Origin of the sequence: Pseudomonas sp. Q11, assembly GCF_024494355.1 — a bacterium.
Classification (GTDB): Bacteria; Pseudomonadota; Gammaproteobacteria; order Pseudomonadales; family Pseudomonadaceae; genus Aquipseudomonas; species Aquipseudomonas hefeiensis.
The window spans coordinates 301,385-325,019 of the sequence record NZ_JAKNQY010000001.1 but is presented as its reverse complement, the minus strand read 5'-3'; the positions used below and the strand labels follow the sequence as shown (position 1 = coordinate 325,019).

20 protein-coding genes are annotated in these 23,635 nt (G+C 61.1%); 12 read left to right on the top strand and 8 right to left on the bottom strand.

Going from position 1 to position 23,635, the window contains the following annotated elements; translation table 11 throughout:
• Positions 1-8 precede the first annotated feature (8 nt).
• From MA884_RS01420 to MA884_RS01410, 3 genes are read right to left on the bottom strand one after another with little or no spacing between them, the layout of a single operon-like run.
• Entirely contained in the window at positions 9-1,403 is a 1,395-nt protein-coding gene (locus MA884_RS01420; protein WP_256228614.1) for a HAMP domain-containing sensor histidine kinase, read from the bottom strand.
• Positions 1,372-2,058, bottom strand: coding sequence for a response regulator transcription factor (locus MA884_RS01415; protein ID WP_256228613.1), 687 nt, complete (start codon positions 2,056-2,058; stop codon positions 1,372-1,374). The genes MA884_RS01420 and MA884_RS01415 overlap by 32 nt, the downstream gene beginning before the upstream one ends.
• Positions 2,058-2,879, bottom strand: a complete 822-nt coding sequence (locus MA884_RS01410) for a MipA/OmpV family protein (RefSeq protein ID WP_256228612.1) — start codon at positions 2,877-2,879, stop codon at positions 2,058-2,060. The genes MA884_RS01415 and MA884_RS01410 overlap by 1 nt, the downstream gene beginning before the upstream one ends.
• A 244-nt stretch (positions 2,880-3,123) precedes the next feature.
• On the opposite strand from MA884_RS01410, the gene MA884_RS01405 reads away from it, so the two are divergent.
• The 7 genes from MA884_RS01405 (at position 3,124) to MA884_RS01375 (ending at position 12,552) form a co-directional block, all read left to right on the top strand.
• Positions 3,124-4,314, top strand: a complete 1,191-nt coding sequence (locus MA884_RS01405) for an efflux RND transporter periplasmic adaptor subunit (RefSeq protein WP_256228611.1) — start codon at positions 3,124-3,126, stop codon at positions 4,312-4,314.
• Positions 4,311-7,406 (top strand): efflux RND transporter permease subunit, encoded by a 3,096-nt coding sequence (locus tag MA884_RS01400; protein WP_256228610.1) that lies wholly within the window; start codon positions 4,311-4,313, stop codon positions 7,404-7,406. The genes MA884_RS01405 and MA884_RS01400 overlap by 4 nt, the downstream gene beginning before the upstream one ends.
• A gap of 178 nt (positions 7,407-7,584) precedes the next feature.
• Positions 7,585-8,289 carry a heavy metal response regulator transcription factor gene (locus MA884_RS01395; protein WP_256228609.1) on the top strand — a complete coding sequence of 235 codons (705 nt, stop codon included), beginning with the start codon at positions 7,585-7,587 and terminating at the stop codon, positions 8,287-8,289.
• Entirely contained in the window at positions 8,289-9,671 is a 1,383-nt protein-coding gene (locus tag MA884_RS01390; protein WP_256228608.1) for a heavy metal sensor histidine kinase, read from the top strand. The genes MA884_RS01395 and MA884_RS01390 overlap by 1 nt, the downstream gene beginning before the upstream one ends.
• A 133-nt stretch (positions 9,672-9,804) precedes the next feature.
• Positions 9,805-10,065 carry a DUF2790 domain-containing protein gene (locus MA884_RS01385; RefSeq protein ID WP_256228607.1) on the top strand — a complete coding sequence of 87 codons (261 nt, stop codon included), beginning with the start codon at positions 9,805-9,807 and terminating at the stop codon, positions 10,063-10,065.
• Between the two features lie 44 nt (positions 10,066-10,109).
• Positions 10,110-11,165: an oxidoreductase gene (locus MA884_RS01380; RefSeq protein ID WP_256228606.1), complete on the top strand. Its 1,056-nt coding sequence runs from the start codon at positions 10,110-10,112 to the stop codon at positions 11,163-11,165.
• A gap of 67 nt (positions 11,166-11,232) precedes the next feature.
• Positions 11,233-12,552 (top strand): NTP/NDP exchange transporter, encoded by a 1,320-nt coding sequence (locus MA884_RS01375; RefSeq protein ID WP_256228605.1) that lies wholly within the window; start codon positions 11,233-11,235, stop codon positions 12,550-12,552.
• A gap of 7 nt (positions 12,553-12,559) precedes the next feature.
• Here MA884_RS01375 and MA884_RS01370 read toward each other — a convergent pair whose 3' ends face one another.
• Positions 12,560-13,054, bottom strand: coding sequence for a DoxX family protein (locus MA884_RS01370; RefSeq protein ID WP_256228604.1), 495 nt, complete (start codon positions 13,052-13,054; stop codon positions 12,560-12,562).
• Positions 13,055-13,286: 232 nt separating this feature from the next.
• Between MA884_RS01370 and MA884_RS01365 the strand changes: the two genes are divergently transcribed.
• The gene (locus MA884_RS01365) at positions 13,287-14,195 is read left to right on the top strand and encodes a LysR family transcriptional regulator (protein ID WP_256228603.1); all 909 of its coding nucleotides are present in this window, start codon (positions 13,287-13,289) and stop codon (positions 14,193-14,195) included.
• 11 nt (positions 14,196-14,206) lie between these two features.
• On the opposite strand, the gene MA884_RS01360 is transcribed toward MA884_RS01365, so the two are convergent.
• The 4 genes from MA884_RS01360 to MA884_RS01345 all read right to left on the bottom strand — a co-directional run bounded on the left by MA884_RS01360 (position 14,207) and on the right by MA884_RS01345 (position 19,303).
• Positions 14,207-16,342 (bottom strand): xanthine dehydrogenase family protein molybdopterin-binding subunit, encoded by a 2,136-nt coding sequence (locus MA884_RS01360; protein WP_256228602.1) that lies wholly within the window; start codon positions 16,340-16,342, stop codon positions 14,207-14,209.
• A gap of 42 nt (positions 16,343-16,384) precedes the next feature.
• Complete coding sequence (locus tag MA884_RS01355; RefSeq protein WP_256228601.1) at positions 16,385-16,840, bottom strand: (2Fe-2S)-binding protein; 456 nt, start codon at positions 16,838-16,840, stop codon at positions 16,385-16,387.
• Positions 16,841-17,127: 287 nt separating this feature from the next.
• Entirely contained in the window at positions 17,128-18,042 is a 915-nt protein-coding gene (locus MA884_RS01350) for a hydroxymethylglutaryl-CoA lyase (protein WP_256228600.1), read from the bottom strand.
• A gap of 58 nt (positions 18,043-18,100) precedes the next feature.
• Positions 18,101-19,303: a CaiB/BaiF CoA-transferase family protein gene (locus MA884_RS01345; RefSeq protein WP_256228599.1), complete on the bottom strand. Its 1,203-nt coding sequence runs from the start codon at positions 19,301-19,303 to the stop codon at positions 18,101-18,103.
• 182 nt (positions 19,304-19,485) lie between these two features.
• Here MA884_RS01345 and MA884_RS01340 point away from each other — a divergent pair, with 182 nt between their 5' ends.
• The 4 genes from MA884_RS01340 to dctM all read left to right on the top strand — a co-directional run bounded on the left by MA884_RS01340 (position 19,486) and on the right by dctM (position 23,502).
• Complete coding sequence (locus MA884_RS01340; RefSeq protein ID WP_256228598.1) at positions 19,486-20,406, top strand: LysR family transcriptional regulator; 921 nt, start codon at positions 19,486-19,488, stop codon at positions 20,404-20,406.
• 120 nt (positions 20,407-20,526) lie between these two features.
• Positions 20,527-21,534 (top strand): TRAP transporter substrate-binding protein, encoded by a 1,008-nt coding sequence (locus MA884_RS01335; RefSeq protein ID WP_256228597.1) that lies wholly within the window; start codon positions 20,527-20,529, stop codon positions 21,532-21,534.
• A gap of 58 nt (positions 21,535-21,592) precedes the next feature.
• A complete protein-coding gene (locus tag MA884_RS01330; RefSeq protein WP_256228595.1) occupies positions 21,593-22,222 on the top strand; it encodes a TRAP transporter small permease in 630 nt (209 codons plus the stop codon).
• Entirely contained in the window at positions 22,219-23,502 is a 1,284-nt protein-coding gene (dctM, locus tag MA884_RS01325; protein ID WP_256228594.1) for a C4-dicarboxylate TRAP transporter large permease protein DctM, read from the top strand. Before MA884_RS01330 ends, dctM begins: the two co-directional genes overlap by 4 nt.
• Positions 23,503-23,635 lie beyond the last annotated feature (133 nt).

The window sequence follows — 23,635 nt, the reverse complement described above, 5'->3', positions numbered from 1 at the left end:
GCGGGTACTCAAAGCCGGGCAGGGTCATCCAACCGCTCCGGCCGAGACAACTCAAACAGCAGGCCCGGCTCCGCTCGCTTTGCAGACAGCGTCCAGCCATGGGCCCGGGCAATTTCCTGGCAGATAGTCAGGCCAAGCCCCGCGCCGTGATCACGGCGATGCGGCCCCCGCCAGAAGCGAGTGAATAAGTGCGGCAATTGCTCGCGATCAACGCCGGGTCCCCAATCGCGCACCCTGAGTGCGCCCGCGCTGACGTGCATCCTGACCTCAGTACTTCGGGGGGCATGTTGAATGGCATTTTCCAGCAGATTCTTGAGCAACGTGAAGAGCGCGCTCCGATCGGCCTGCCATTGGCCGCCGTCAGTAGTCTCGTCAACCAGAACGAGACGTACGTCGACGGCCTCGGCCATACGCTGCAGATAGCCGGAGGCTTCCCGGGCGACATCGGCTATTTCCACCGTGGCCAAACTGTAGTTCTGCGCTTCACTGGCTTCGGTAAGGTGCAGCAGTTGGTGAACTTGCCGGGTCATATGCGCCACGTCGTTGAGCAGGGCGTTGCGCGCGTGATGGTCGTGCATCAGTTCGATTTGTGCGCGAATCAGCGCCAGCGGTGTTTTCAACTCGTGCGCTGCGGTTGCAAGAAACTCCTGCTGGACACGATAGCCCTGCTCCAGGCGCGCTAGCGCTTGATTGAAGCTGGTGACCAGCGGCTCGACCTCGGACGGCACGGTTTTTACCTGCAACCGGGAGTGCAGGGAGCGAGGGGAGATGGCAGCCGCTGACTCCGACACTTCACGCAAGGGTTTGAGGGTGTAGCCCAGTGTGAAGTAAGCGCAGGCGCCGAAGACGAACAGCAGCACCAGGCTGAACAGCGCGATCCCGGCCCCCATGAATGGCCAGGCAAATCCCCCATGGAGCAAATCCATTAGCCTTTCGCTGGCGGCGAACTGTAGATACCAGGTCTTGCCTTGATGCTCGACAGGCGCGGTGGCGGCGTACATGACGATGCCTTCACGCTCGAATTTGAATCTCGGCTGTTCCAATGGCGGATTCGTTGCAACGGAAGACCAAAACGTCGCTTCGGTGGAGGTCAGGGCCACATTGCCCGTTGAATCCAGCACGCGGAGGCCGATTTCCCGCCCCAGACTGTCGAAGGTCCAGACTCGGTCACCCTCACTGCTGTCGAATCCGATGGGCCGGCCAGTGGCATCGAACTGGAGCTTGCTGGCCAGTTCATGGGTGCGTTCGGCGACGTCCGTGGTCAATAAAATATCGCTCTTTGACGTGACGAGTGCGAGCACTCCCAATGCAATCAGCAGGATGCTCAACCCCACGCCGACAATGTAGGCGAGCAGCACCTTGAAGCTGATGCTATTGCGCCACGTCCTCTTGACGAAGGGCATATCCGAGACCTCTGAGGTTGACAATTCGATGGCGGGAGCCAATGGCAAGCAGCTTGCGGCGGATCCGGTGAAGCGCCACATCCAGTGCGTTAGGCGTGACGGCTTCGCTCAAGCCCCAGCCTGCCGCTTCTATCGCGGTGCGACGCACGATTTCCCCTGGCTTGCGCAAAAGCAACAACATGATCTGCATTTCCGCCGGCGCGAGAGGGATGCTTTGACTGGCACAGCTCATGACGCCGATATCGGGTTGCAGGCTCAGGTCACCATGACTCGGCGCCAGTGGACGACAGTCCACGGGACGCCTTAGCAAGGCCCGCACGCGCGCGACCATCTCATCCATGGCGAACGGCTTGGGCAAATAGTCATCTGCCCCAGCATCAAGGCCTGCGACACGGTCATGCAGCGCGTCGCGCGCCGTAAGGACAAGGCAGGGCACGCCAAGCCCGGCGTTGCGCAACCGCTGCAGCAACACGAGCCCGTCGCCGTCCGGTAACCCTCGATCAAGAATCAGCGCCTGGTACGGGACCCGCCCGATAGCCGCCCACGCGCCATCGATGCGATTGACTACGTCGACGGCGATGCCGGCGCTCGCCAGGCCTTTGCACACCAGATGCGCCAATCGTTCGTGGTCTTCGACCAACAGAATGCGGCTCATCAGAAGCGGTACAGGTAGCCGAAGAGCACGCTGTTTTCGGTAGATCGGTCTACCAGCGGGCTGTCCTTGATCTCATCGGCGAGGCTCGTGGCCTTGAGGTCAAGGAATACGGAGTGATGGTCATCGAACATATAGTTTCCACGAACGCCAAGTTCGGTACTGAGACCGGATTTCCCATCATAGGCCGCTCGATCGATGCGAGCTTCACTTTCGCGAACGCCAAAATAATAATCAACGTACTTCTGGTCCTGCCATATCGCCGCCATTCGTGGCGTGAGCGTGAGGTGTTCACCCCATTGCCAGGATCTCTCCAGACCCAGGGTGAAGCGCTGGCCCTTGCTGTTGCCCGATACGTCCGCCAGCCACTGGGCGCTGACATCGGCCAGAGGGTTGCGCCACTGGACCTTGGCGCCCGCCCAGAAGCCACCTTTACGGTCGCTCATGCCATCAAGGAACCGGGCATCGTCGTCGTCATAACCACTGAAGTCGTATTCACCGACGATGCTCAGATCCAGTTGCTGGGAGTCGTTGATCGTAAAACCCGGCAGCTTGATCTCGGCGGTAGGGCCAAATACTCGCACGTAGTCATTTTCAAAGTAGATCAGCGGTATGGCCTGGCTTTCACGGTCGACGCCCTTGTACGGTTGCTGGCTGCTGACCGCCCCCATGCCAAGGCCCCAGGATGAAGTCGACTCGGCGTTGGCGGACTCAGCAGCGAGGGCGGCCATGGATGAGCACAGACCGAGCACCAGGGCTGACGAGGTGGCGCTCAACCGGGTTGCACTTGAAGCTGTAGAGGTAAACAGGGGCGTGCAATGCATGGGGTTCTCCAGATCAATAGGATGAAAACGACCCTATCGTCGAAAAGTTCTTCTTACTGGACACTTACCCATCGACCGGCATCGATTTTCTTCCTGGTAAGAGTCGCGAAAGGTTCCCTATCCGATAGTGGGCACCCCGAGGCAACCACGCCAAATGGGAGTGTGACGCCTCAGCGCGCGACGCGCCGACCAGCACCCCGCGAGCGTTGCGATCAGCGATACCTTGCGCAGGAATTCGATCTCCATGAAAAGAAAAACACGGCACACGTTACTGATTGTCGTGACGACGCTTTGCTCAATCATTGGCGCGATGACAGCGCTGGCAGTCTGGCCCACGAATGAGGCGCACGACCGCGGTAAGGGGCAAGCGTCGCCCAGGCCGGCGCTCACGGTGACCGTCACGACGCTCCAGCCGGCCATGCTACCGATCCGGGTCCGCGCAAACGGCAACATCATGGCTTGGCAGGAAGCCAGTGTCGGGACCGAGGCGGATGGTCTGCGACTGGCCGAGGTCAAAGTGAATGTCGGCGACCTGGTTCGGCGGGGCGAGGTGCTCGCCGTGTTCGCATCTGACACGGTGGCCGCCGAGCTGTCGCAAAGTCGCGCCGCGACCGCCGAAGCGCGTGCGACACTCGCTGAAGCCGCCGCCAACGCCCAGCGTGCCCGGGAGCTGCAAGCCGACGGCGCGCTGTCGGCCCAGCAGATTCACCAGTACGTGACGGCAGAGCGTACGGCTCACGCGCGACTCAAAGCGAGCAGGGCGGTGGAGAGGGTGCAGCACCTGCGCCTCGCCCAGACTCGGGTGTTGGCGCCCGACGACGGCGTGATTTCGGCCCGCAGCGCAACGGTTGGCGCCGTACTGCCTGCCGGTGAAGAGCTGTTTCGTCTGATTCGTAACGCGCGACTTGAGTGGCGCGCAGAAGTCGCGGCATCTGAGCTGGTGAAACTCAAGCCGGGTCAGCCTGCACGGGTGACCCTCGCCAGCGGCGCGCCAGTCGAAGGCACGCTGCGAAGGGTCGCGCCCATGGTCGATATGCAAACCCGCAACGGCTTGGTGTTCGTCGACCTGCCTGCGGACGGCGCGGCGCGTGCCGGCATGTTTGCTCAGGGCGATTTTGAAGTTGGCGTGGCGCGCCTGTTGACGTTACCGCAGAGTGCCGTGTTGCAACGCGACGGTTTCAGTTATGTATTGCAAGTAGGGCCGACATCCAGGGTTGTCCAGAAACGGGTGACGGTGGGGCCGCGTGCCGGGGATCGCATCGCAATCAGCGGCGGGATCGATGCGACGGCCCAGGTGGTCGTGGCCGGCGTTGGCTTTCTCAGCGATGGCGATCTGGTCCGGGTCGTCCAGGAACCGCCCGCCGTGGAGCCGGCGCGAGCAGCGTCCGGTTCCGGCTCGGTTGTCGTCAGCGAAGTGAGCCGGAGCGCGCCATGAGGCTTAATGTATCGTCGTGGGCGATTCGCAATCCGACGCCGTCAATCCTGTTGTTTATCTTGCTGACATTTGCAGGCCTGATGGGTTTTCGGGCGATGAAGGTCCAGAACTTCCCCGACATCGATTTTCCCATGGTCACCGTCTCGGTCGAGCTGCCAGGGGCTTCGCCCGTACAACTGGAGAATGATGTCGTCCGCAGGATCGAGGACTCCCTGGCGACGGTGCAGGGCGTCAAGCACATTCAGAGCACGTTGACGGATGGCAATGCGCAAGTCACGGTCGAGTTTCGCCTGGAGAAACCGCTGCAGGAAGCGCTCGATGACGTGCGCGACGCGGTTTCACGGGTACGGGCCGATCTCCCGGCCGATTTGCGCGACCCGGTGATCAGAAAAGTCGACTTTGTCAGTTCTCCGATCCTGACTTACACAGTTTCCGCGAGCCACATGGAGGCTGAGTCACTGTCGTGGTTCGTTGACAACACCCTCAGCAAAACCTTGCTGGCGGTTCCCGGGGTCGGTGCAGTCACACGTGTCGGTGGTGTAACCCGGGAAATACGCATCGATCTGGACCCGGTTCGCCTTCTGGCCCTGAACACCTCGGCCTTGGACATCTCTCGTCAACTGCGCCGCGTCCAGCAAGAGGTATCGGGCGGCAGGGTCGAGCTGGGCGATGTCGAGCAGACAGTGCGCACCATCGCCACCGTGCAGTCGGCGCAAGAGGTTGCCGCGCTTGAGATCACGTTGAGCGATGGCCGGCGCATTCGGCTCGACCAGGTCGGTACTGTCTCCGATACCGTCGCCGAACCGCGCTCGGCGGCGCTGCTGAACGGCAAGCCGGTGGTCGGTTTTGAAATCGCCCGTGCAAGAGGGGCCGGTGAAGTGGACGTCGACAAAGGGGTACGCGCAGCGCTCGATACGCTCATTGCCCGACATCCCGGTATCGTCATTGCTCAGGCGTTCAACTGGGTCGATCCGGTGATCGAGAACTACGACGGGTCGTTGCATTTGCTCTACGAGGGGGCAGCGCTTGCGGTGCTGGTGGTGTTCCTGTTTCTGCGGGACTGGCGGGCGACGTTCGTTTCGGCCGTCGCTTTGCCTCTCTCGGCGATACCGACATTCGCCGTGATGCACTGGATGGGGTTCACCCTCAACACCGTAACGCTGCTGTCACTGTCGTTGGTGATCGGCGTTCTGGTGGACGATGCCATCGTCGAAGTCGAGAACATCGGACGCCATCTGCAGATGGGTAAGAAACCCTATCAGGCCGCCATGGACGCTGCCGACGAAATCGGGTTGGCGGTGATTGCCACGACGTTCACGCTCATCGCTGTGTTCCTGCCCACCGCATTTATGAGCGGCACTGTCGGTCAGTTCTTCGTTCAATTCGGCTGGACGGCGGCGACCGCTGTGTTCTTCTCCCTGGTGGTGGCTCGCCTGCTGACGCCGATGATGTCGGCCTACCTGCTCCGTACACCGAAGCACCCACCCCACCAGAAGTCACGATGGGTGAGCGTGTATCTGTGCTGGGTACGTTGGTGCCTGGGCCATCGCGTATTGACGCTCGCCACCGCGGCGCTGTTTTTTGTCGGCGCGCTGCTGCTTGCACCATTGCTGCCGAGCACCTTCATTCCACCCGACGACGACTGGCACACGCAAGTGACGCTGACGCTCGCCCCCGGCAGCAAGCTGAATGACACGCTGCTGCTTGCCGAACGGGCACGAGGAATTGCCGAGCAAAACCGGCATGTGAAGAAGGTTTATACCGCCATCGGCGCTGGCAATGCTGCGGCCGACCCGACCGAGCAATCCGACAGTTCCGGCGCCAATGTTCGTACGGCCGTCTTGACCCTTGAACTGACGCACCGCAATGACCGACCCGGGCTGAGCAAGCAGCAGATCGAAAACCAGCTGCGTGAGGCACTCGCCATCCTTCCCGGCGCGCGTGTCAAGGTCGCAATGGACGAGTCGGAAAGCTACCAGCTTGTTCTCGCCGGCGAGGAGGGTCCGGCGCTCGCCCGACACGCGCAGAAGGTGGAGCGGGAGTTGCGTACCCTCCCGCAGATTGGCGCGGTCACCTCGAACGCCAGCCTGGTACGTCCCGAACTGATCGTGCGGCCCGACTTTGCGCGCGCGGCCGACCTTGGCGTGACATCGGCGGACATCGCTGACACGCTGCGTGTTGCCACGCTTGGCGACTATGACCAGGAGCTGGCCAAGCTCAATTTCAGCGAGCGGCAAGTGCCGATTGTCGTGCGCCTGTCCGCTGCCGCTCGTCAGGACATCGAGCTACTCAAGCGTCTGCCGGTAACCGGCGCTCGTGGCCCGGTACCGTTGGAAAGCGTCGCGACCCTCGAAGTCGGGAGTGGCTCGGCGCAAATTGTGCGTTACGACCGCATGCGCAACATCAATTTCGAAATCGAGACGAACGGCCAACCGCTGGGTGACATCGAGCAGGCTGTGCTTTCGCTGCCGAGTTTGCGGGACCTGCCGCCGGGTGTTGTGCAGACATCCAGGGGGGATGCCGAAGCAATGGGCGAGCTTGCCTCGGGTTTCGGTATCGCCATGCTGACGGGCGTGTTGTGCATCTACATGGTGCTGGTGTTGTTGCTCAAGGATTTCGTGCAACCGCTGACGGTCCTCGTCGCACTCGTGCTCTGCGTTCCCGGTGCGATCCTGGCGCTTTTCGCCAGCCAGTCGGCGCTGTCGATGCCATCGATGATCGGCCTGATCATGCTGATGGGGATTGCGACGAAGAACTCGATCCTGCTGATCGACTACATCATTCTGGCGCGCCGCCACCATGGCCTGGATCGCTGGGACGCGATCATCGACGCCTGCAGCAAGCGGGTCCGGCCCATCATCATGACGACGGTGGCAATGGGGGCGGGCATGATGCCGATCGCGCTAGGCTGGGGCGCCGATCCGGGTTTTCGGGCGCCAATGGCCATCGTGGTGCTGGGGGGGCTGGTGACTTCGACGTTGCTGAGCCTGCTGGTGGTACCGGTGGTGTTTACCTGCCTGGATGATGTCCAGCGGTGGATCCGCCCACACACACCCAAGGGATCCGAACGGGCCACCTGCGCAGCCCTTTGAGCATGCTTGTCAGGCTATTCTGACAAGAATGTCAGGAAGCGGTCAGTTTGCGGACACCTTGATTGTCTAGACTGGCGGGTGGTACCTACAGGCTACCTTGCCGGTCCTGTGCAAAAATAATGCAAACCTGGGCCCCTGTGTTTGCCTGGTTGTCCCGCTTCTCGAGAGGAATTACCTGATGCGCTTGCTCATCGTCGAGGACGAAGAAAAGACGTCCTCCTATGTGCATCGTGGCCTGAGTGAGCTCGGCTACATTGTTGATGTGGCGAGTAACGGCATCGATGGGCTGCACTACGCGCTGGAAATGGAATATGACGTCGTGATCCTGGATGTCATGTTACCGGGCAAGGACGGTTATGGCGTACTGGAGGGCTTGCGCCAGCAGAAGAAAACCCCGGTCATCATGTTGTCGGCCAGGGGGACGGTGGATGATCGCGTAAGGGGCCTGCGAGAGGGCGCTGATGACTACCTCGGCAAACCCTTTTCCTTTGCCGAGCTGGTCGCGCGCGTCCAGGCATTGATCCGTCGTCGCACCGCGGACACGGCTGACCTGACCCATCTGCGCATCGACGACCTGGAGGTCGACCTGCAAGCGCGAAAGGTGACCAGGGCCGGGCTGCGGCTGGACCTGACGGCCAAGGAGTTCTGTCTGTTGAGCCTTCTGGCGCGGCACCAGGGAGAGATCCTTTCCAAACTGATGATTGCCGAGCAGGTCTGGGACATGAATTTCGACAGTGATGCCAACGTGGTCGAAGTTGCGATCAAGCGTGTGCGAGCTAAAGTGGATGCGCCTTATCCACGCAAGCTGCTGCATACCGTCCGTGGCATGGGCTATGTACTGGAAAGCCGTGAAGCCGATGGCAGACAAAATGGTACGCCATGATGAAAGGATCAATAGCCAAGCGGCTCGCCCTGATGTTTGCGCTTTCGGTCATGCTGATCACCGCGATCACCGCGATCAGCGCGACGCTGCTGCGCTGTTCCTTGAAGACATCGCTCGAAGATCAGATGCAAAACGAGTTGATCCTGCGCCATTCCGTACTTGATCCCGTGCTCGCAAAATACGATTCGCCGGCGTTTTGGGTCGGCTTGCGTGAAAAGCTGGATGGCCTGACGCCCACGGATGAGCGGGTGCGTTATTGGGTCCTGGTTGACGACCCGGCCTACAGCTATGGCGGGGCGATGCCGGACGGCCAGGATTGGTCCAAGCGCCCGGATGGATTCTTCAGCATGGCGATACCCGACCGGCATCGTCCCATGGTGCTGCAAGTCAAGACCATCTCCGCCATGGGTAATCGCCCGGAGTTGCGCTTTATCGTGGGGCTCGATTCAACGCCATTCATGAAGACCCTGGACCATTTCACCAGGACACTGATCCTGACTTCGGCGCTGGGCGTCGTACTGGTCGCGCTGCTGGGTTACTGGATCGCGCGTTTCGGCCTGGGGCCGGTCAGGCGGCTGAGCCGTCAGGCCAACAGCCTGCCGCCGGGGGATTCGAAGCAGCGACTGGACACCGAGTCGCTGCCTGGCGAATTGCAGGAGTTGGCGGTGTCGTTCAACGGCGCCCTGGCTCGCCAGGAGGCCGCCTGGTGCCAGCTCGAAGGGTTCAACGCCAATGTGGCCCATGAGTTGCGAACACCGCTGACCAATCTGATCGGGCAGACCCAGGTCGCGTTGGCGCACGGGCGTGATGTGGCTGAGCTTCAGGATCTGCTGCAATCGAATCTGGAAGAGCTTGAACGCATGGGCACCATCGTCAATGACATGCTGTTCCTGGCAGGTGCTGAAAGCGGGCAGCGTGCAACCGAGCTCAGTGATGTCTCGCTCTACGAGGAGGCGTCAAAGACGGTGGAATACCTGGAGCCCGTCTTGCACGACAAACAGCTGCACGTGGTGATCAACGGCGACATGCGCGTATGCATCGACCGACGCCTTTTTCACCGTTCTTTGGCCAATCTGCTGCAGAACGCGGCGCGATACGCGGTGCCGCAGAGCACCATCACTGTAGGCCTGGAACGCCATGGCGTGCAGGCCAGGGTGAGCGTTTCCAATGCCGGTGAGCCCATTGACGACGTGCACCTGCAGCACTTGTTCGAGCGCTTCTATCGCGCCGATGTCGCCCGGGCGCGAAGCGACGCGCACCATGGCCTGGGCCTGTCCATTGTGCGCGCAGTAGCGTCCATGCACGGTGGACGTGTGTTCGCCCACAGCAAAAATGGCTTCAATACCTTTGGATTTTCCCTGACCAGCCAGGCAGCCCGCTAGTCGCCATCACCCGATGGCCGGCGTGGCTCGCCGGCGTTTGACATCTTCCTGTCAGTCAGCAGTCACCTTGACGTCAGGCTCCCCTCCCTAGAGTGCTACGACCATCCCGGTAAGGACAGTCGTGGAGTCCACTATGAACATTCGAAACGTGTCGATCGCCAGTCTTCTGGCATTCACCACTCTGAGCGGTTTGCCGCTGTTTGCCGAAGAGAAAGCGGATGTGCCTGCCTACGAATATGGCATGCCGCTGGACATCGCCAGGGTCATCCGCATTGAAGAACCGAAGTCGCGGGTGTGCGAGGTCGTGCGCGCAAAGATGACCTACGTGAATACGCAAGGAGTCACCGAGCGCGTCAGCTTTCTGAAGCAGTCTGAGGTGTGCGTGCTCCAGTGACCGTTCTGCGGTACCGGTTCTTCATCCAAACAGAGAGCTCAACCATGCGCATCAGAATTGCAGCAACCGAAACTGGCCTTTCGAATACCTTGAGCCGACTGGTAAAACTGGCTCGAACACTGACCGTTGGTGCCGTGCTGCTAAGCGCGGTCAGTATCGATGCGTCCAGTCGCGCCGCGCCGAAACCGGACTGGTCGACCCGCGACATGCCGTCCCAGAAAGGTCGAATTGTCCTGATCACCGGCGGCACGAGCGGCATGGGGTACGAGGACGCACTGGCACTGGCGCGGGCCGGCGCCGACGTCATCATTGCTGCGCGCAACCCGGAGCGTGGCGCGCAGGCCATCGCGCAAATCAAAAAGTCCGTACCCGACGCCAAGGTGCAGTTCGAGGCCGTGGATCTGGCCAATCTTTCATCGGTACGCAGCCTGGCCCAGCGTCTCAATCAGAGACTGCCGCGCCTGGATGTGTTGATCAACAATGCCGCCGTCATGGCGCCTCCTGAGCGGGGCACCTCCGCGGACGGCTTCGAGCTCCAGTTGGCGACCAACTACCTGGGGCACTTCGCGCTGACCGGCCTGCTGGTGCCGTTGTTACGTCAAAGCCAGGACGCCCGCGTGGTGAGCCTTTCCAGCATCGCCGCCGCTCGTGGAGCCATGAACTTCGACGACCTGCAGGCCGAGCAGCAGTACCAGCCTTTGGTCGCCTACGCGCAGTCCAAACTGGCGATCCTGCACTGGACTTTTGCCTTGCAGCAGCGCAGCGAAGACGCGGGCTGGAACATTCGCAGTATCGCTGCGCATCCAGGCGTCGCCGTCACTGAGTTGGTCGCGCGTGGTCCGGGTCTGAACAGCGAGTTCGGCCAGCGATGGGCCAAGGATCGCGACGAATACCATTCAGCCGCACAGGGGGCGCTGCCCACGCTGTATGCCGCCACCGCGCCTGAGGCGGTTGGCGGTGCCTATTACGGCCCGACCGGCGACGAGGAAAAACGCGGCCCGCTGGGCTTCGCCAGGATGCCGCCGTCCGCCACCCATGAGGCGGATGCCGAACGGCTCTGGACCGTCTCCGAGCGACTGACTGGCGTCACCTACCGCTGATCAAACCTTGGGCACGGCAATCCGCTCCGTGCCCACTCTGGCCTGTTGCCGCCTTTCAGGAGTTTCCATGAGTGCGTCTTCCTACTTGCATCGGCTGAGCCTCGCCCTTAACGCCCATGACGATGAGCTGCGTCCGGCGCTGTACGGGTTCTTGTTGTTTCTCTGCCTCTTCACCGGCTATTTCATGTTGCGCCCAATACGTGAATCGATGGGCATTGCGGCGGGCGTGGAGAACCTGCAATGGCTGTTCACTGCCACTTTCCTGGTGATGCTGGCGGCCGTTCCGTTGTTTGCCTGGGTCAGTTCCCGGGTCCCGCGCCTGCGTCTGGTCGATTGGGTGTACGGCTTCTTCGGAATCAACTTGCTGATGTTCGTTGAACTGTTCGAGTTCCAATCGGACAGCGTCTGGCTGGCCCGTACTTTTTACGTGTGGATATCGGTTTATAACCTGTTCGTGGTGTCCGTGGCCTGGAGCCTGATGGCGGATGTATTCGACAGTGAACAGGCCAAGCGTCTATTTGCCTTCATCGCTGCCGGCGCCAGCGTCGGCGGCCTGCTGGGGCCGGCCCTGAGCGCGGCACTCATTGATGCCATCGGCGCATCGGGGTTGATGTTTCTGGCGGCCCTGTTGCTCGGTGTCACGTTTGTATTGAAGCGGGCGCTGATGGGCTGGCGCGAAAAGGGCGGGGCTGGTCGGCCTGGTGCGGCACCGACGCAAAGCCCTGGGCAGCCACTGCAGGGCAATCCGTTCAGCGGTTTGACGGCGGTACTCAAGTCACCCTACCTGCTAGGGATTGCCGGGTTCGTCGTGTTATTGGCGACGGTCAGCACCTTTCTCTACTTCGAACAGGCTCGCCTGGTGGCCGAACATTTTCCGAGTCGCGAAGCGCAGGTCCGGGTTTTCGGCACCATTGACTTCATCGTGCAGGCAGGCGCCCTGGTGTCTCAGTTGTTCATCACCGGGCGCATTGCGCCGAAGCTGGGGGTGCGGGCGTTACTGGCGATCGTGCCGCTGCTCATGTGCATCGGGTTCGTGGGCCTTGCGCTGGCCCCTGGTTTCGCGCTGCTTGCAGCATTGATGATCGTGCGACGAATCGGTGAATACGCATTCGTCCGACCGGGTAGGGAAATGCTGTTTGCCCCCTTGGATGCCGAAAGTAAGTACAAGGCCAAGAACTTCATCGACACCGTGGTTTATCGCGGTGGTGATGCGGTGAGCGGTTGGGCCAAGAGCCTGCTCGACATGCTGGGGCAGGGCACCGGCCTGGCGGCGCTGATTGGCGCTGGCTGCGCGCTGCTGTGGGCCTATCTGGGATGGCAACTGGGACAGCGTGCCGATAATCGGCAGCAGGCGCTGGGCGTGGGCGTCAGCGCCGTTGAAACATAACCAGGCGTCAGAATTCACGGCCCCATAACCGGTCCAGTGAGTGACGACCGGCCCCCTTGAAGGCGATATAAGTGAAAAGAAAGCCCATCAGTACCGGGTATTCGATGCCACGGTCTATCCAGGGCCAGTTCGGGCCAAGGATGTAGGCGATCGACGCCATCTGTATGGCCATCGCCACCGCCAATGGCCGGGTGGCCAATCCTAGCGCCAGCAGCAACCCACCCAAGCCTTCAAGCCAGGCGACGAACAGGCCCAATAGCGCGGGGAATGGCAGATGCAGCACGTTTTCGATCAAGTGAATCGAACCCGCCATGGGGTCCGCCATCGAGCCGTGTGAAGTTCCCAATATCTTGGGCAAGCCATGGGTCACCATGATGATTCCCAGGCATAACCTGAGCATCGCATAAGCGAGAGGTTCGCCCCATTGATAAAAAATACCCAGGGCCGGGATGACCAGCTTCGAGGGCTGTTCTGCGTTGGGAGCATGAGAGGTTGGTTTCATCTGAATGATGTCCTGGGGGCGTTTTATCAAAAGGTTGACGAGGACAGTGTGGTGTCTTCCTGCCGATGGATAAATCGACGTGACTGCAATGACAATTCACCTCCCGTAAACAATCGGCGCACGGTGGACCTTGTGCCGTCGTAAAAGTGATACTGATTGCTTCGCAGGGATGGATTAGTCAGGCAACGCGGGTAAGACTGTTCATCCCTCAGCAATAAAAGGGCGCCACCCGATGGATAAATTCGATGCCTTGCAACTGTTCATCCGCATCATCGAGCAAGGCAGTTTCACTCGTGCAGCCAATGGTCTGAATATCCCGCGGGCTACGGCGACGCTGGCCATCAAGGAACTGGAGCGGCAGCTCGGTGCGCGTCTGCTCGAGCGTACAACCCGGCAGGTGCGGCCGACACTCGACGGCCAGGCCTTCTATGAACGATGCAAGGCTGTCCTCGCAGATCTGGAGGACGCCGAGTCTTCACTCAGCACCGTCGTGGCGAATCCGCGCGGCACCTTGCGTCTGGATTTGCACGGGACCCATGCGACCCGGATCATCCTTCCGAACATCCAGGATTTTCATCGGCGCTACCCCGAAATCGACCTGGTTATCAGCAGCGGTGACCGGCTGGTGGACCTGGTGAGCGAAGGTGTCGATTGCGTGGTACGCGCAGGTAACCCGCGTGATTCTTCGCTGGTGGCCAAGCGACTGGCGTTGATGCCTGAAGTCGTCTGTGCCAGCCCCGGTTATCTGGCCGAACACGGCACGCCGACGTTTCCACAGCAGCTTGCTGAGCACCAGGCCGTGGGCTTCTTTGCCAGCAATCACGACATACGCTACCCCTTCACCTTTGTCATTGACGGCCAAGTGGTCGAGCTGGAGCCGGGGGGCTGGATTTCAGTGAATGATGCCGAGTCTTACTGCTGCTGTGCGTTGAACGGCTGCGGACTGATCCAGGTGCCGCGCTTTCGCGTGGAGCAATACCTGGCGTCAGGTGAGTTGGTCGAGGTCCTCGGCGATTGGCCCAGCCCCGGACTCCCGGTTTCGGTGTTGTATCCCTATCACCGCCAGCTCTCCCCGCGACTCAAGGTGTTTGTCGAGTGGGTGGGCGCCCTGTATGTCGAACGCTTTGGCCCGCTGACCTGACGTCATCCACTTCATGTACTGCTCGATGGACGCAACGGCAGTTCACGCAAGCGTTGCCCCGTCAGCGCGAAGACAGCGTTGGCCACCGCCGCAGCGATAGGGGGCGTTGCGGGTTCACCCACACCGCCAGGGCTCTCGGTGCTGGGCAGCACATGCGCCTCGATCTGCGGCATTTCGTTGATGCGCAGTACCCGGTAATCGTGAAAGTTGGACTGTTGGATACGGCCTTCCTTGATGCTCATCTGCCCGAACAACGCTGCGCTGAGACCGAAGACAATAGCGCTTTCCATCTGTGCCTTGATGTTGTCAGGGTTGACCGGGATGCCGCAGTCGATCGCGCACACCACGCGATGAACGCGGATATTCCCAGCTTCGATGGAAACCTCCACCGCCTGAGCACAATAGCTGCCAAATGATTGATGCACGGCGAGGCCGTGACCGCGTCCCGGCGCTGGCGTGCGCCCCCAACCGAAGCGTTCGGCAGCAAGGTTCAACACGCCCAGGTGCCGTGGGTCCGATTCAAGCAGCAGGCGCCGATACGCCAGTGGGTCCTGTCCGGCGGCGTGTGCCAGTTCATCCACCGCGCTCTCCATGACGAACGCGTTGTGGCTGTGTCCCACGGAGCGCCAATACCACACGGGAATGTTCGAGCGGGGGGAGTGCGCTTCGACCCGATAGGCCGGGCTGCGCATGATGTAGGGCGAGTCGCTCATGCCTTCGACCGATGTCGGGTGAATGCCCGGCGCCTCCGGAAAGATCGACTGACCCGCCGTGGTTTGCGACCAGGCTAGCGGTCGCCCGTCCGGCCCCAAGGCAACGCGCAGGTGTTGTGCGAAGGCTGAACGGTAGTAACCACCCTGCATGTCGTCCTCGCGGCTCCAGAGGGTTTTCACCGGCACATTCACCGCCTTGGCGACCTCCACCGCTTCGGCAATGAAATCCTGCAGGGCCCGCCTGCCAAAACCGCCGCCCAGGAACGTGGTGTGAATACGGATTTGCTCAGGGGCAAGACCGGTGATCTTTGCGGCGGTTCGTTGATTGAACGTTTGCATCTGGCTGCCGACCCAGATGTCACAGCCGTCGTCGCTGAGCTTCACGGTGCAGTTGAGTGGCTCCATTGTAGCGTGCGCGAGGTAGGGCACGGTGTACGCCATCTCGATGACCTTGCCCGCAGTCTTCTGTGCGTGGTCCACCTCGCCGCGTTGCGTGACGACTTGACCCCGTGTGTGGGTCAGCGCGGTTAAATCCTGACGTTGCTGGTCGCTGTCGAGGATGACGCTGCCGCTTGCAGCCTCCCACTGCACTTGCAGCGCATCGCGCCCGCGCTTGGCTGCCCAGTAATGATCAGCGACGACTGCAATGCCGCTGGGGACCTGAACCACATGGCGTACGCCAGGCAGCGCCTTGGCCTGCGTCGCATCGAAGGTGCGGACGCTGCCGCCGAGCGTCGGCGCCCGTGCAACCACGGCGCAGAGCAATCCGTCGAACTGGATGTCGATGCCATACTTCGCGCGACCGCTGATCTTTTCTGGCGAGTCCAGCCGTAAGGCGCCCTTGCCGATCAGCGTCCATGCAGCCGGATCTTTCAGGGACAGTGTCGCTGGATCCGGCACCGGGAGTGTGGCGGCCTGTTCGGCCAGTTCGCCATAACGCAGACGGGTATTGCCGGCGATGACCTCTCCATGTTCTGTGCGTAATGCGCTGGGTGGCTGGCCAAGACGAATGGCAGCCGCCTGGATCAACAGCGCCCGAGCCATTGCGCCCGCCCTGCGATAACGCTCGAACTCATCACGAATGCTGGAAGAGCCGACGGTGGCCTGAAACCCACGCTGAGGGCTGGCATAGACGGCGGCGGCCGGCGCATGCTCGACCTTGAGTGTGTTCCAGTCAGCGTCCAGTTCTTCGGCGATGAGCAGGGTCAGGGTGGTCCAGACCCCCTGACCCATCTCGGAATGAGCCAGCATAATAGTGATGCTGTCATCCGGTGCTATGCGCAGAAATGCATTGGGCGCGAACTCGGAGGACTCGAGGTCTTGCGCCATCAGGCGTCTACCGGCAGGCACCGTGAAACCGACAATCAGGCCACTGCCGAGCACGGCACCAGACTTAAGAAAACTGCGACGAGAAGAGACAATCACGGCATTCATTGCAGAGCACTCCCTGGCTGAAAGGTGGCTGAGAGGATGGGGTCAGGCCTTGCTCAATTCGGCGGCGCGGTGGATTGCCAAACGAATGCGCTGGTACGTACCGCAGCGACATATATTCCCGGCCATGGCCTGATCGATGTCGGCGTCGGTGGGGGCGGGGTTGCTGGCCAGCAATGCAACGGCGGACATGATCTGGCCGGACTGGCAATAGCCGCACTGGACGACATCCAGTTCGGTCCAGGCACGCTGAACCGGATGGCTGATATCGGCTGACAGCCCTTCGATGGTGGTGATTTTTTTACCGGCCAGGGCGCCGACCGGCGTGATGCAACTGCGCTGGGGCGAGCCGTCGATATGCACGGTGCAGGCGCCGCATAGGCCCATCCCGCAACCGAACTTGGTGCCGGTCATGCTCATGAGATCTCGAATGACCCACAACAGCGGCATATCGGCGGGCGCATCCACTTCCAGTTCGCGTTCATTGACCTGTAGCTTCATTGTTGACTCCCAGTCTGCGAAGAGAAGATCCGTGGCGACATTGAAGACACTGATTGGCGATGGACACCGTCGCGTTCAAACCGGATCGATAATCCGCAATGACTCAAGGGTTTTGTCGCCAATGGGGATCGAGATGGAGCTTACAAGGCAGGGGCTCTGGCTATAAAGCCAGCAGATTTGAATGGTCTGTGCAGGACGCAATAACAATATTGGCGGATGCTGGAGGGCGCCGTGAGGCGCTCTCCTATCGGCGCGGTAGCCTCGGGCCAAGGCTACCGGCTGTGTTTCTATTGAGCTTTTGCATAGCGTCGGTCGGACTTGCCGGCCTTGAGGATTGCCCCTGGCACCGGGTGGCCGACCAGCGTCGGCAGGGTGGCCGCCGCTGCCAGTAATTTGTCCAGGTCGACGCCGGTGTCCAGCCCCATGCGTTGGAACATGTGTACCAGATCCTCACTGCAAATATTTCCGCTGGCACCGGGCGCATAGGGACAGCCGCCCAGTCCACCGAGCGAGGCATCGAAACGATCAACACCGGCGTCCAGTGCCGCCAGGGCATTGGCCAGTCCCATGCCTCGGGTGTTGTGAAAGTGCAGGGTAAACTGGGTTTTCGGCCAGCGCGCCAGGGCTTCACGGCAGATGCGTGCGACCTGCGCCGGATCGGCCATGCCAGTGGTGTCACACAAGGTCACGCCCTGCACGCCGATATCCAGCAAGCGTTGGATCAGCTCATGGACCCGCGCTTCGGCTACCTGGCCTTCGAACGGGCAGCCGAAGGCGGTCGACAATGAGGCGTTGATGAACACGCCGCTACCCTGGCTGACGGCAATGATCTGACGGAACTGCTCGAGCGATTGTTCGGCAGTCATGCGCAGGTTGGCCACGCCGTGGCTGTCGCTGGCCGACATCACCAGGTTGATTTCGTCAACCTCGCAGGCCAATGCCCGCTCACAGCCTTTCACGTTGGGCACCAGCACGCAGTATTCCACCCCTGGCACTCGACGGATGCCGCGCATCACCTCTTCGGCATCGCGCAGGCTGGGAATCGCCTTGGGCGAGGTGAAGGAGGTGACTTCGATTTTCGCCAGGCCGGTTTGCGCCAGGCGATCGATCAGGGCGATCTTGTCTTCGCTGGGGATGAATTGGGCTTCGCTCTGGAAGCCGTCGCGGGTGACGACTTCCTGGATATACAGGCGTTTGCTCATGGGGCGGTTCTCCGGGTATCGATGACGGGCGCAGGCTTTTTTGCAGGCGTGCCCTTGTTCAGATGATGCCTCGCTCGCGCAAGCCGCGGACCTGTTCGCCGCTCAGGCCCAGGCCCGCCAGCAGGTCGTCGGTGTGCTCGCCCAGCCCTGGGCCGCCGGCGCCGAGACGACCCGGGGTGCGGCTGAGTTTGGGCAGTACACCCGGCACTTTCAGCGCGCCGGCGCTGGTTTGCACGGTCTCGATCATCTGGCGCGCCAGGTAGTGCGGGTCCTGGACGATATCGGCGGCGGTGTAGGGGAAACCGGCCGGCACCAACGCCTGATTCAGTGCCTCCAGGACCTGGTCCCGGTCGTGTTGCAGGGTCCACTCGGCGATGGCCGCATCGATGCGCTCGGCGTGTTCGCCACGTCCGTCGTTCTGCGCCAGGCGCGGGTCGTCGGCCAGATCCTGGCGACCGATCAGTTGCATCAATCGTTTGTAGATACTGTCGCCATTGCCGGCAATCAATACGAAATGACCGTCGCCGCAGGGATAGGAGTTGGACGGAGTGATGCCCGGCAGGGCACTGCCGGCGGGCTCGCGAATATAACCGCAGGCGTCGTACTCCGGCACCAGGCTTTCCATCATCGCAAACACCGATTCGTACAGCGCCACGTCAATGAACTGGCCCATGCCGCTGTTCTGGCGTTCCTGCAAAGCGAGAAGCACGCCGATGACGCCATACAGTGAAGACAACGAATCGCCCAGGCTGATGCCGACTCGCACCGGTGCCTGACCCGGATAACCGGTGAGGTGGCGCAGGCCGCCCATGGCCTCGCCGATGACCCCGAAGCCGGGGCGATCGCGATAGGGGCCGGTCTGCCCGTAGCCGGAGATGCGCAGCATGATCAGGCGTGGGTTGATCTTCGACAGCGTCTCCCAGCCCAGGCCCCAACCTTCCAGAGTGCCGGGACGAAAGTTCTCGACCAGTACATCGGCTTCGGCAACCAGCCGGCGGACAATGTCCTGACCTTCCGCCGCCTTCAGGTTGAGGGTCAGGGACTGCTTGTTGCGCGACTGCACATGCCACCAGAGCGAGGTGCCGTCCTTGAGCTTGCGCCACTTGCGCAGCGGATCACCAACACCCGGCGGCTCGATCTTGATCACCTGGGCACCAAACTCACCGAGCATCTTGCTGGCGAAGGGGCCCGCGATCAGTTGGCCCATTTCCAGGACCTTCAGGCCCTGCAGCGCCATGCTGCTTACGTGTTGTTCTGTCATGTCTGCACCTTTGGGTCGTGCGCTGTTCTTTGTCAGGCAGGATGGCTCAGGCCCATGGACTGAACAATTGATCAATGACCAAGCCAGGCTTCGTATCCTGCGAAGCACCACCTGTGAGAACCTTGAAACTGTTCTTTATCGTGCTGCACGTCGTGATATTCGACTGACAGGAGGCCGCGCCTATGCGTCGTATCGATTTCGTCACTCTCAAGCTGTTCGTCGCCATCGCTGATGAGCGCAGCCTGACCAAGGCCGCCGAGCGCGAGCACCTGGCCCTGGCGGCGGTGAGCAAACGGGTCAGTGACCTGGAAAACCAGCTGGGAATCGCCTTGCTCTACCGTCAGCCCAAGGGCGTCGAACTGACCCCGGCCGGGCATGCCTTGCTGCATCACGCTCGCAATGTGATGGACAACCTTGCGCAGCTCAATGCCGACCTCAGCGAGTTCAGCGAGGGGGTCAAGGGACATGTGCGTATTCACGCCAACACCTCGGCGGTGATCGAGTTTTTGCCCGAGGACCTCAGCGCTTTTACCCGGTTGCACCCGCAGGTCAAAATCGATCTGGAAGAGCGGGTCAGCAGCGAAGCCATCCGTGCGGTGCGCGAAGGGCTGACCGATATCGGTATTTTCGCCGGGCATGTGCCTGCCGACGAGGTGCAGGTGTTCAGCTACCGCCACGATCGGTTGGTGCTGGTCACCCCACGCGAGCATCCGCTGGCCGAGCGCAGCAGCATCAGCCTGCGCGACGCCGTCGGCTACGACTTTATCGGCCTGCAGCAGGACGCCTCGTTGCACAGCCTGCTGCAGCAGGCTGCGCGTCATTTGGGCACGCCATTGCGCCTGCGTATCCAGGTGCGCAGCTTCGAGGCCATTTGCCGGATGATCCACACCGGCATGGGGATCGGCATCCTGCCGGAACTTGCCGTGCGGACCTATTTGCCGGCGCTCGATGTGCGGGTCATTGCGCTGGACGATCCCTGGGCGCGTCGCGAGTTGAAGATCGCCGTACGCAGCCTGGAAGCGCTGTCGATGACGGCACGCCAGATGCTCGAGCATCTGATTACCAGCGAGCAAAGGGAAGCGTCCATGAATAAGCCTTCGTGAAAGCCGAAGGCAGCATTGTTCAAATATGAATTTCAGTCGCGTAGGGCCGGGGGGTAGAGTCCAAACGGACTGAGGGGGGATGCGTCCCCACCGCTCGAACAACAACAATAGGAGCTCTCCATGAAGTATCCATCCGTGCGTCTTGGCCTGACCGGCCTGCTTGCCAGCTTTGCCCTGGTCGGTGCGTTGTCTGCCCAGGCCGCCGAGCCGATTCTGATCAAGTTCTCCCACATCACCGCCGACAGCACGCCCAAGGGGCAGGGCGCCCTGATGTTCAAGAAGTTAGTGGAGGAGCGCCTGCCGGGTAAAGTCGACGTGCAGGTCTACTCCAATTCGTCGTTGTACGGCGATGGCAAGGAGATGGAAGCGTTGCTGCTGGGAGAGGTGCAGATGTTGGCGCCGGCACCCTCGAAACTGGAGCAGTACACCAAGCAATTGCAGTTGTTCGACTTGATGTTCCTGTTCGACGACGTAGCGGCGGCGCAGCGCTTTCAACAGTCGGACAAAGGCAAGGCGCTGCTCAGGTCAATGGAAGCCAAGGGCATCACCGGGCTGGCCTACTGGCTCAACGGCATGCGCCAGTTGACCGCTAACAAGCCGCTGGTCAAGCCAAGTGATGCGCGCGGGCAGAAGTTCCGCGTGCAGCCGTCTGACCTGCAGGCTGCGCAATACAGTGCATTGCGCGCGGTACCGCGCAAGATGGCGTTCGCCGAGATCTACCAGGGCCTGCAGACCGGCGTGGTGAATGCTCAGGACAACCCCTGGTCGAACATCTACTCCCAGAAATACTATGAAGTGCAGAAGTACATGACCGAGTCCAACCATGCCATCGGTAACTACCTGCTGATCACCAACACCAAGTTCTGGAATGGCTTGCCGGTAGATGTGCGCAATGAGTTGGAGCAGATCATCGATGAGGTCACTGTCGAAGTGAACAAGCAGGCTGAGGCGCTCAATCAGAAGGCCAAGCAGGGCATCATCGATTCAGGCAAGAGCGAGATCATCAGCCTGACCCCGCAGCAACGTGATGCCTGGCGCAACGCCGTGCGTCCAGCCTGGAAAGCATTCGAAACCCAGATCGGTACCGAACTGATCGAAGCGGCCCAGGCGGCCAACCAATCTAACTGAAGTTCCCCAGCATCGGTCGCCCGTTCGGGGTGACCGAAGGCTTCTCCCGGAGTTTTCCATGTTGGCTTTCGATCACCTCTGGCGTCGGCTGGAGGAGGGCGTTATCGCCTTTCTTCTGGCGGCCATGACGCTTGTGACCTTTGCGTACGTCATCCTCAACAACGCTTACACCTTGTTCTATAGCGCGGGCGAGTTTCTGGGTGGTAGCCAGATCCTGTTCGCCATTGGCGACGTCATTCTCGGGCTGGCCCAATCGATGACCTGGAGTGTGGCCCTGACCAAGGCGCTGTTCGCCTGGTTGATTTTCTTTGGCCTGGCTTATGGCGTACGCACCGCCGGCCATATTGGTGTCGACGCCCTGGTCAAGCTGGCGCGCAAGCCAGTGCAACGCATTATCGGCCTGATCGCTTGCCTGTGCTGCCTGGGTTATGCCGGGCTCATCGCGCTGGCCAGTTTTGACTGGATGCTGACCTTGTTTGATGCGGGCATCGGTGCCGAAGACCTCGGTCATTACGGCATCCAGCAATGGCAGATCACGCTGATCGTACCCCTTGGCTATGCCATGGTATTTATCCGTTTCCTGGAAATCTTCGTGCGTATCCTGCGCAACCAGCAGACCGGTCTCGGCCTGGCCGATGAGGCCGCCGAAGCGATGAAACTGACTGAGCACGAGGAACCCAAGCAATGACCATCCTGTTCCTCTTTATCCTGCTGTTCGTGCTGATGTTCATTGGCGTGCCGATCGCGGCATCGCTGGGCTTGGCCGGTTCGATCACGATCATGCTGTTCAGCCCTGACTCGGTGCGCTCGCTGGCGATCAAACTGTTTGAAACCAGCGAGCACTACACGCTGCTGGCGATTCCGTTCTTTCTGCTGTCTGGCGCGTTCATGACCACCGGTGGCGTGGCCCAGCGCCTGATTGATTTTGCCAACGCCTGTGTCGGCCATATCCGTGGTGGGCTGGCGATTTCCGCGGTGATGGCCTGCATGCTGTTTGCCGCGCTGTCCGGCTCGTCGCCGGCAACCGTCGCGGCAGTTGGCTCGATTGCCATCGCAGGCATGGTTCGTTCAGGTTACCCGCAAGCCTTCGGCGCCGGCATCGTCTGCAACGCCGGTACGCTGGGCATTCTGATCCCTCCGTCAATCGTCATGGTGGTGTACGCCGCGGCGACCGAGCAGTCGGTCGGCAAGCTGTTCATGGCTGGCGTCGTGCCGGGCTTGTTGCTGGGTGTGACGCTGATGGTGGCGATCTATATCGTCGCTCGTAAAATGAACCTGCCGTCCTTGCCGCGTGCCAGCTTCGGTGAGCTGCTCAGGACCGCACGCAAGGCGATCTGGGGTCTGCTGTTGATGGTGATCATCCTCGGCGGCATTTACTCGGGCATGTTCACCCCGACCGAAGCGGCTGCGGTGGCGGCGGTCTACGCCGGTTTCGTGGCATTGTTCGTGTACAAGGACATGAGCCTGCGCGAGTGCCCAAAGGTGCTGCTGGAGTCCGGCAAGCTGACCATCATGCTGATGTTCATCATCGCCAACGCCATGCTCTTCGCCCATGTACTGACGACTGAACAGATTCCGCAAACGATCACCGCCCTGGTGATTGAAATGGGCCTGCAACCTTGGCAGTTCCTGCTGGTGGTGAACATCGTGCTGCTGGTGGCCGGTGCCTTCATGGAGCCCTCGGCGATCATCCTGATCCTGGCACCGATCCTCTTTCCAATCGCCATGCAACTGGGCATCGACCCAATCCACCTGGGCATCATCATGGTGGTGAACATGGAGATCGGCCTGATCACTCCGCCGGTGGGACTCAATCTGTTCGTCACGTCGGCGGTCACCGGCATGCCGTTGGTCGAGGTGATCAAAGCCGCCTGGCCGTGGTTAATGCTGCTGCTGGGGTTTCTGATCGTGATCACTTACATCCCGGCCATCTCCCTGGGGCTGCCGAACTGGTTGGGTATGAGCTGACGGGGGCGCCCAGAATCAGTATGTGGCAGATCCAGGGCTGATTGATGCGCATCCTATTGAGCAGGCTGACGGTCCAGAACGGTATTCAGAACATCTGGACCGTCTGGACGGTCAGGCAGGACCCCCGAGGTTG

What these genes read in the sequence shown, in the direction of transcription:
- MA884_RS01330 (WP_256228595.1), top strand. Translation starts at nt 21,593, where the DNA reads ATGTTGGCTTTCGATCACCTCTGGCGTCGGCTGGAGGAGGGCGTTATC.
- MA884_RS01335 (WP_256228597.1), top strand. Translation starts at nt 20,527, where the DNA reads ATGAAGTATCCATCCGTGCGTCTTGGCCTGACCGGCCTGCTTGCCAGC.
- MA884_RS01370 (WP_256228604.1), bottom strand. Translation starts at nt 13,054, where the DNA reads ATGAAACCAACCTCTCATGCTCCCAACGCAGAACAGCCCTCGAAGCTG.
- MA884_RS01410 (WP_256228612.1), bottom strand. Translation starts at nt 2,879, where the DNA reads ATGCATTGCACGCCCCTGTTTACCTCTACAGCTTCAAGTGCAACCCGG.
- MA884_RS01415 (WP_256228613.1), bottom strand. Translation starts at nt 2,058, where the DNA reads ATGAGCCGCATTCTGTTGGTCGAAGACCACGAACGATTGGCGCATCTG.
- MA884_RS01385 (WP_256228607.1), top strand. Translation starts at nt 9,805, where the DNA reads ATGAACATTCGAAACGTGTCGATCGCCAGTCTTCTGGCATTCACCACT.
- MA884_RS01375 (WP_256228605.1), top strand. Translation starts at nt 11,233, where the DNA reads ATGAGTGCGTCTTCCTACTTGCATCGGCTGAGCCTCGCCCTTAACGCC.
- MA884_RS01360 (WP_256228602.1), bottom strand. Translation starts at nt 16,342, where the DNA reads ATGAATGCCGTGATTGTCTCTTCTCGTCGCAGTTTTCTTAAGTCTGGT.
- MA884_RS01400 (WP_256228610.1), top strand. Translation starts at nt 4,311, where the DNA reads ATGAGGCTTAATGTATCGTCGTGGGCGATTCGCAATCCGACGCCGTCA.
- dctM (WP_256228594.1), top strand. Translation starts at nt 22,219, where the DNA reads ATGACCATCCTGTTCCTCTTTATCCTGCTGTTCGTGCTGATGTTCATT.
- MA884_RS01365 (WP_256228603.1), top strand. Translation starts at nt 13,287, where the DNA reads ATGGATAAATTCGATGCCTTGCAACTGTTCATCCGCATCATCGAGCAA.
- MA884_RS01395 (WP_256228609.1), top strand. Translation starts at nt 7,585, where the DNA reads ATGCGCTTGCTCATCGTCGAGGACGAAGAAAAGACGTCCTCCTATGTG.
- MA884_RS01350 (WP_256228600.1), bottom strand. Translation starts at nt 18,042, where the DNA reads ATGAGCAAACGCCTGTATATCCAGGAAGTCGTCACCCGCGACGGCTTC.
- MA884_RS01405 (WP_256228611.1), top strand. Translation starts at nt 3,124, where the DNA reads ATGAAAAGAAAAACACGGCACACGTTACTGATTGTCGTGACGACGCTT.
- MA884_RS01345 (WP_256228599.1), bottom strand. Translation starts at nt 19,303, where the DNA reads ATGACAGAACAACACGTAAGCAGCATGGCGCTGCAGGGCCTGAAGGTC.
- MA884_RS01380 (WP_256228606.1), top strand. Translation starts at nt 10,110, where the DNA reads ATGCGCATCAGAATTGCAGCAACCGAAACTGGCCTTTCGAATACCTTG.
- MA884_RS01420 (WP_256228614.1), bottom strand. Translation starts at nt 1,403, where the DNA reads ATGCCCTTCGTCAAGAGGACGTGGCGCAATAGCATCAGCTTCAAGGTG.
- MA884_RS01355 (WP_256228601.1), bottom strand. Translation starts at nt 16,840, where the DNA reads ATGAAGCTACAGGTCAATGAACGCGAACTGGAAGTGGATGCGCCCGCC.
- MA884_RS01390 (WP_256228608.1), top strand. Translation starts at nt 8,289, where the DNA reads ATGAAAGGATCAATAGCCAAGCGGCTCGCCCTGATGTTTGCGCTTTCG.
- MA884_RS01340 (WP_256228598.1), top strand. Translation starts at nt 19,486, where the DNA reads ATGCGTCGTATCGATTTCGTCACTCTCAAGCTGTTCGTCGCCATCGCT.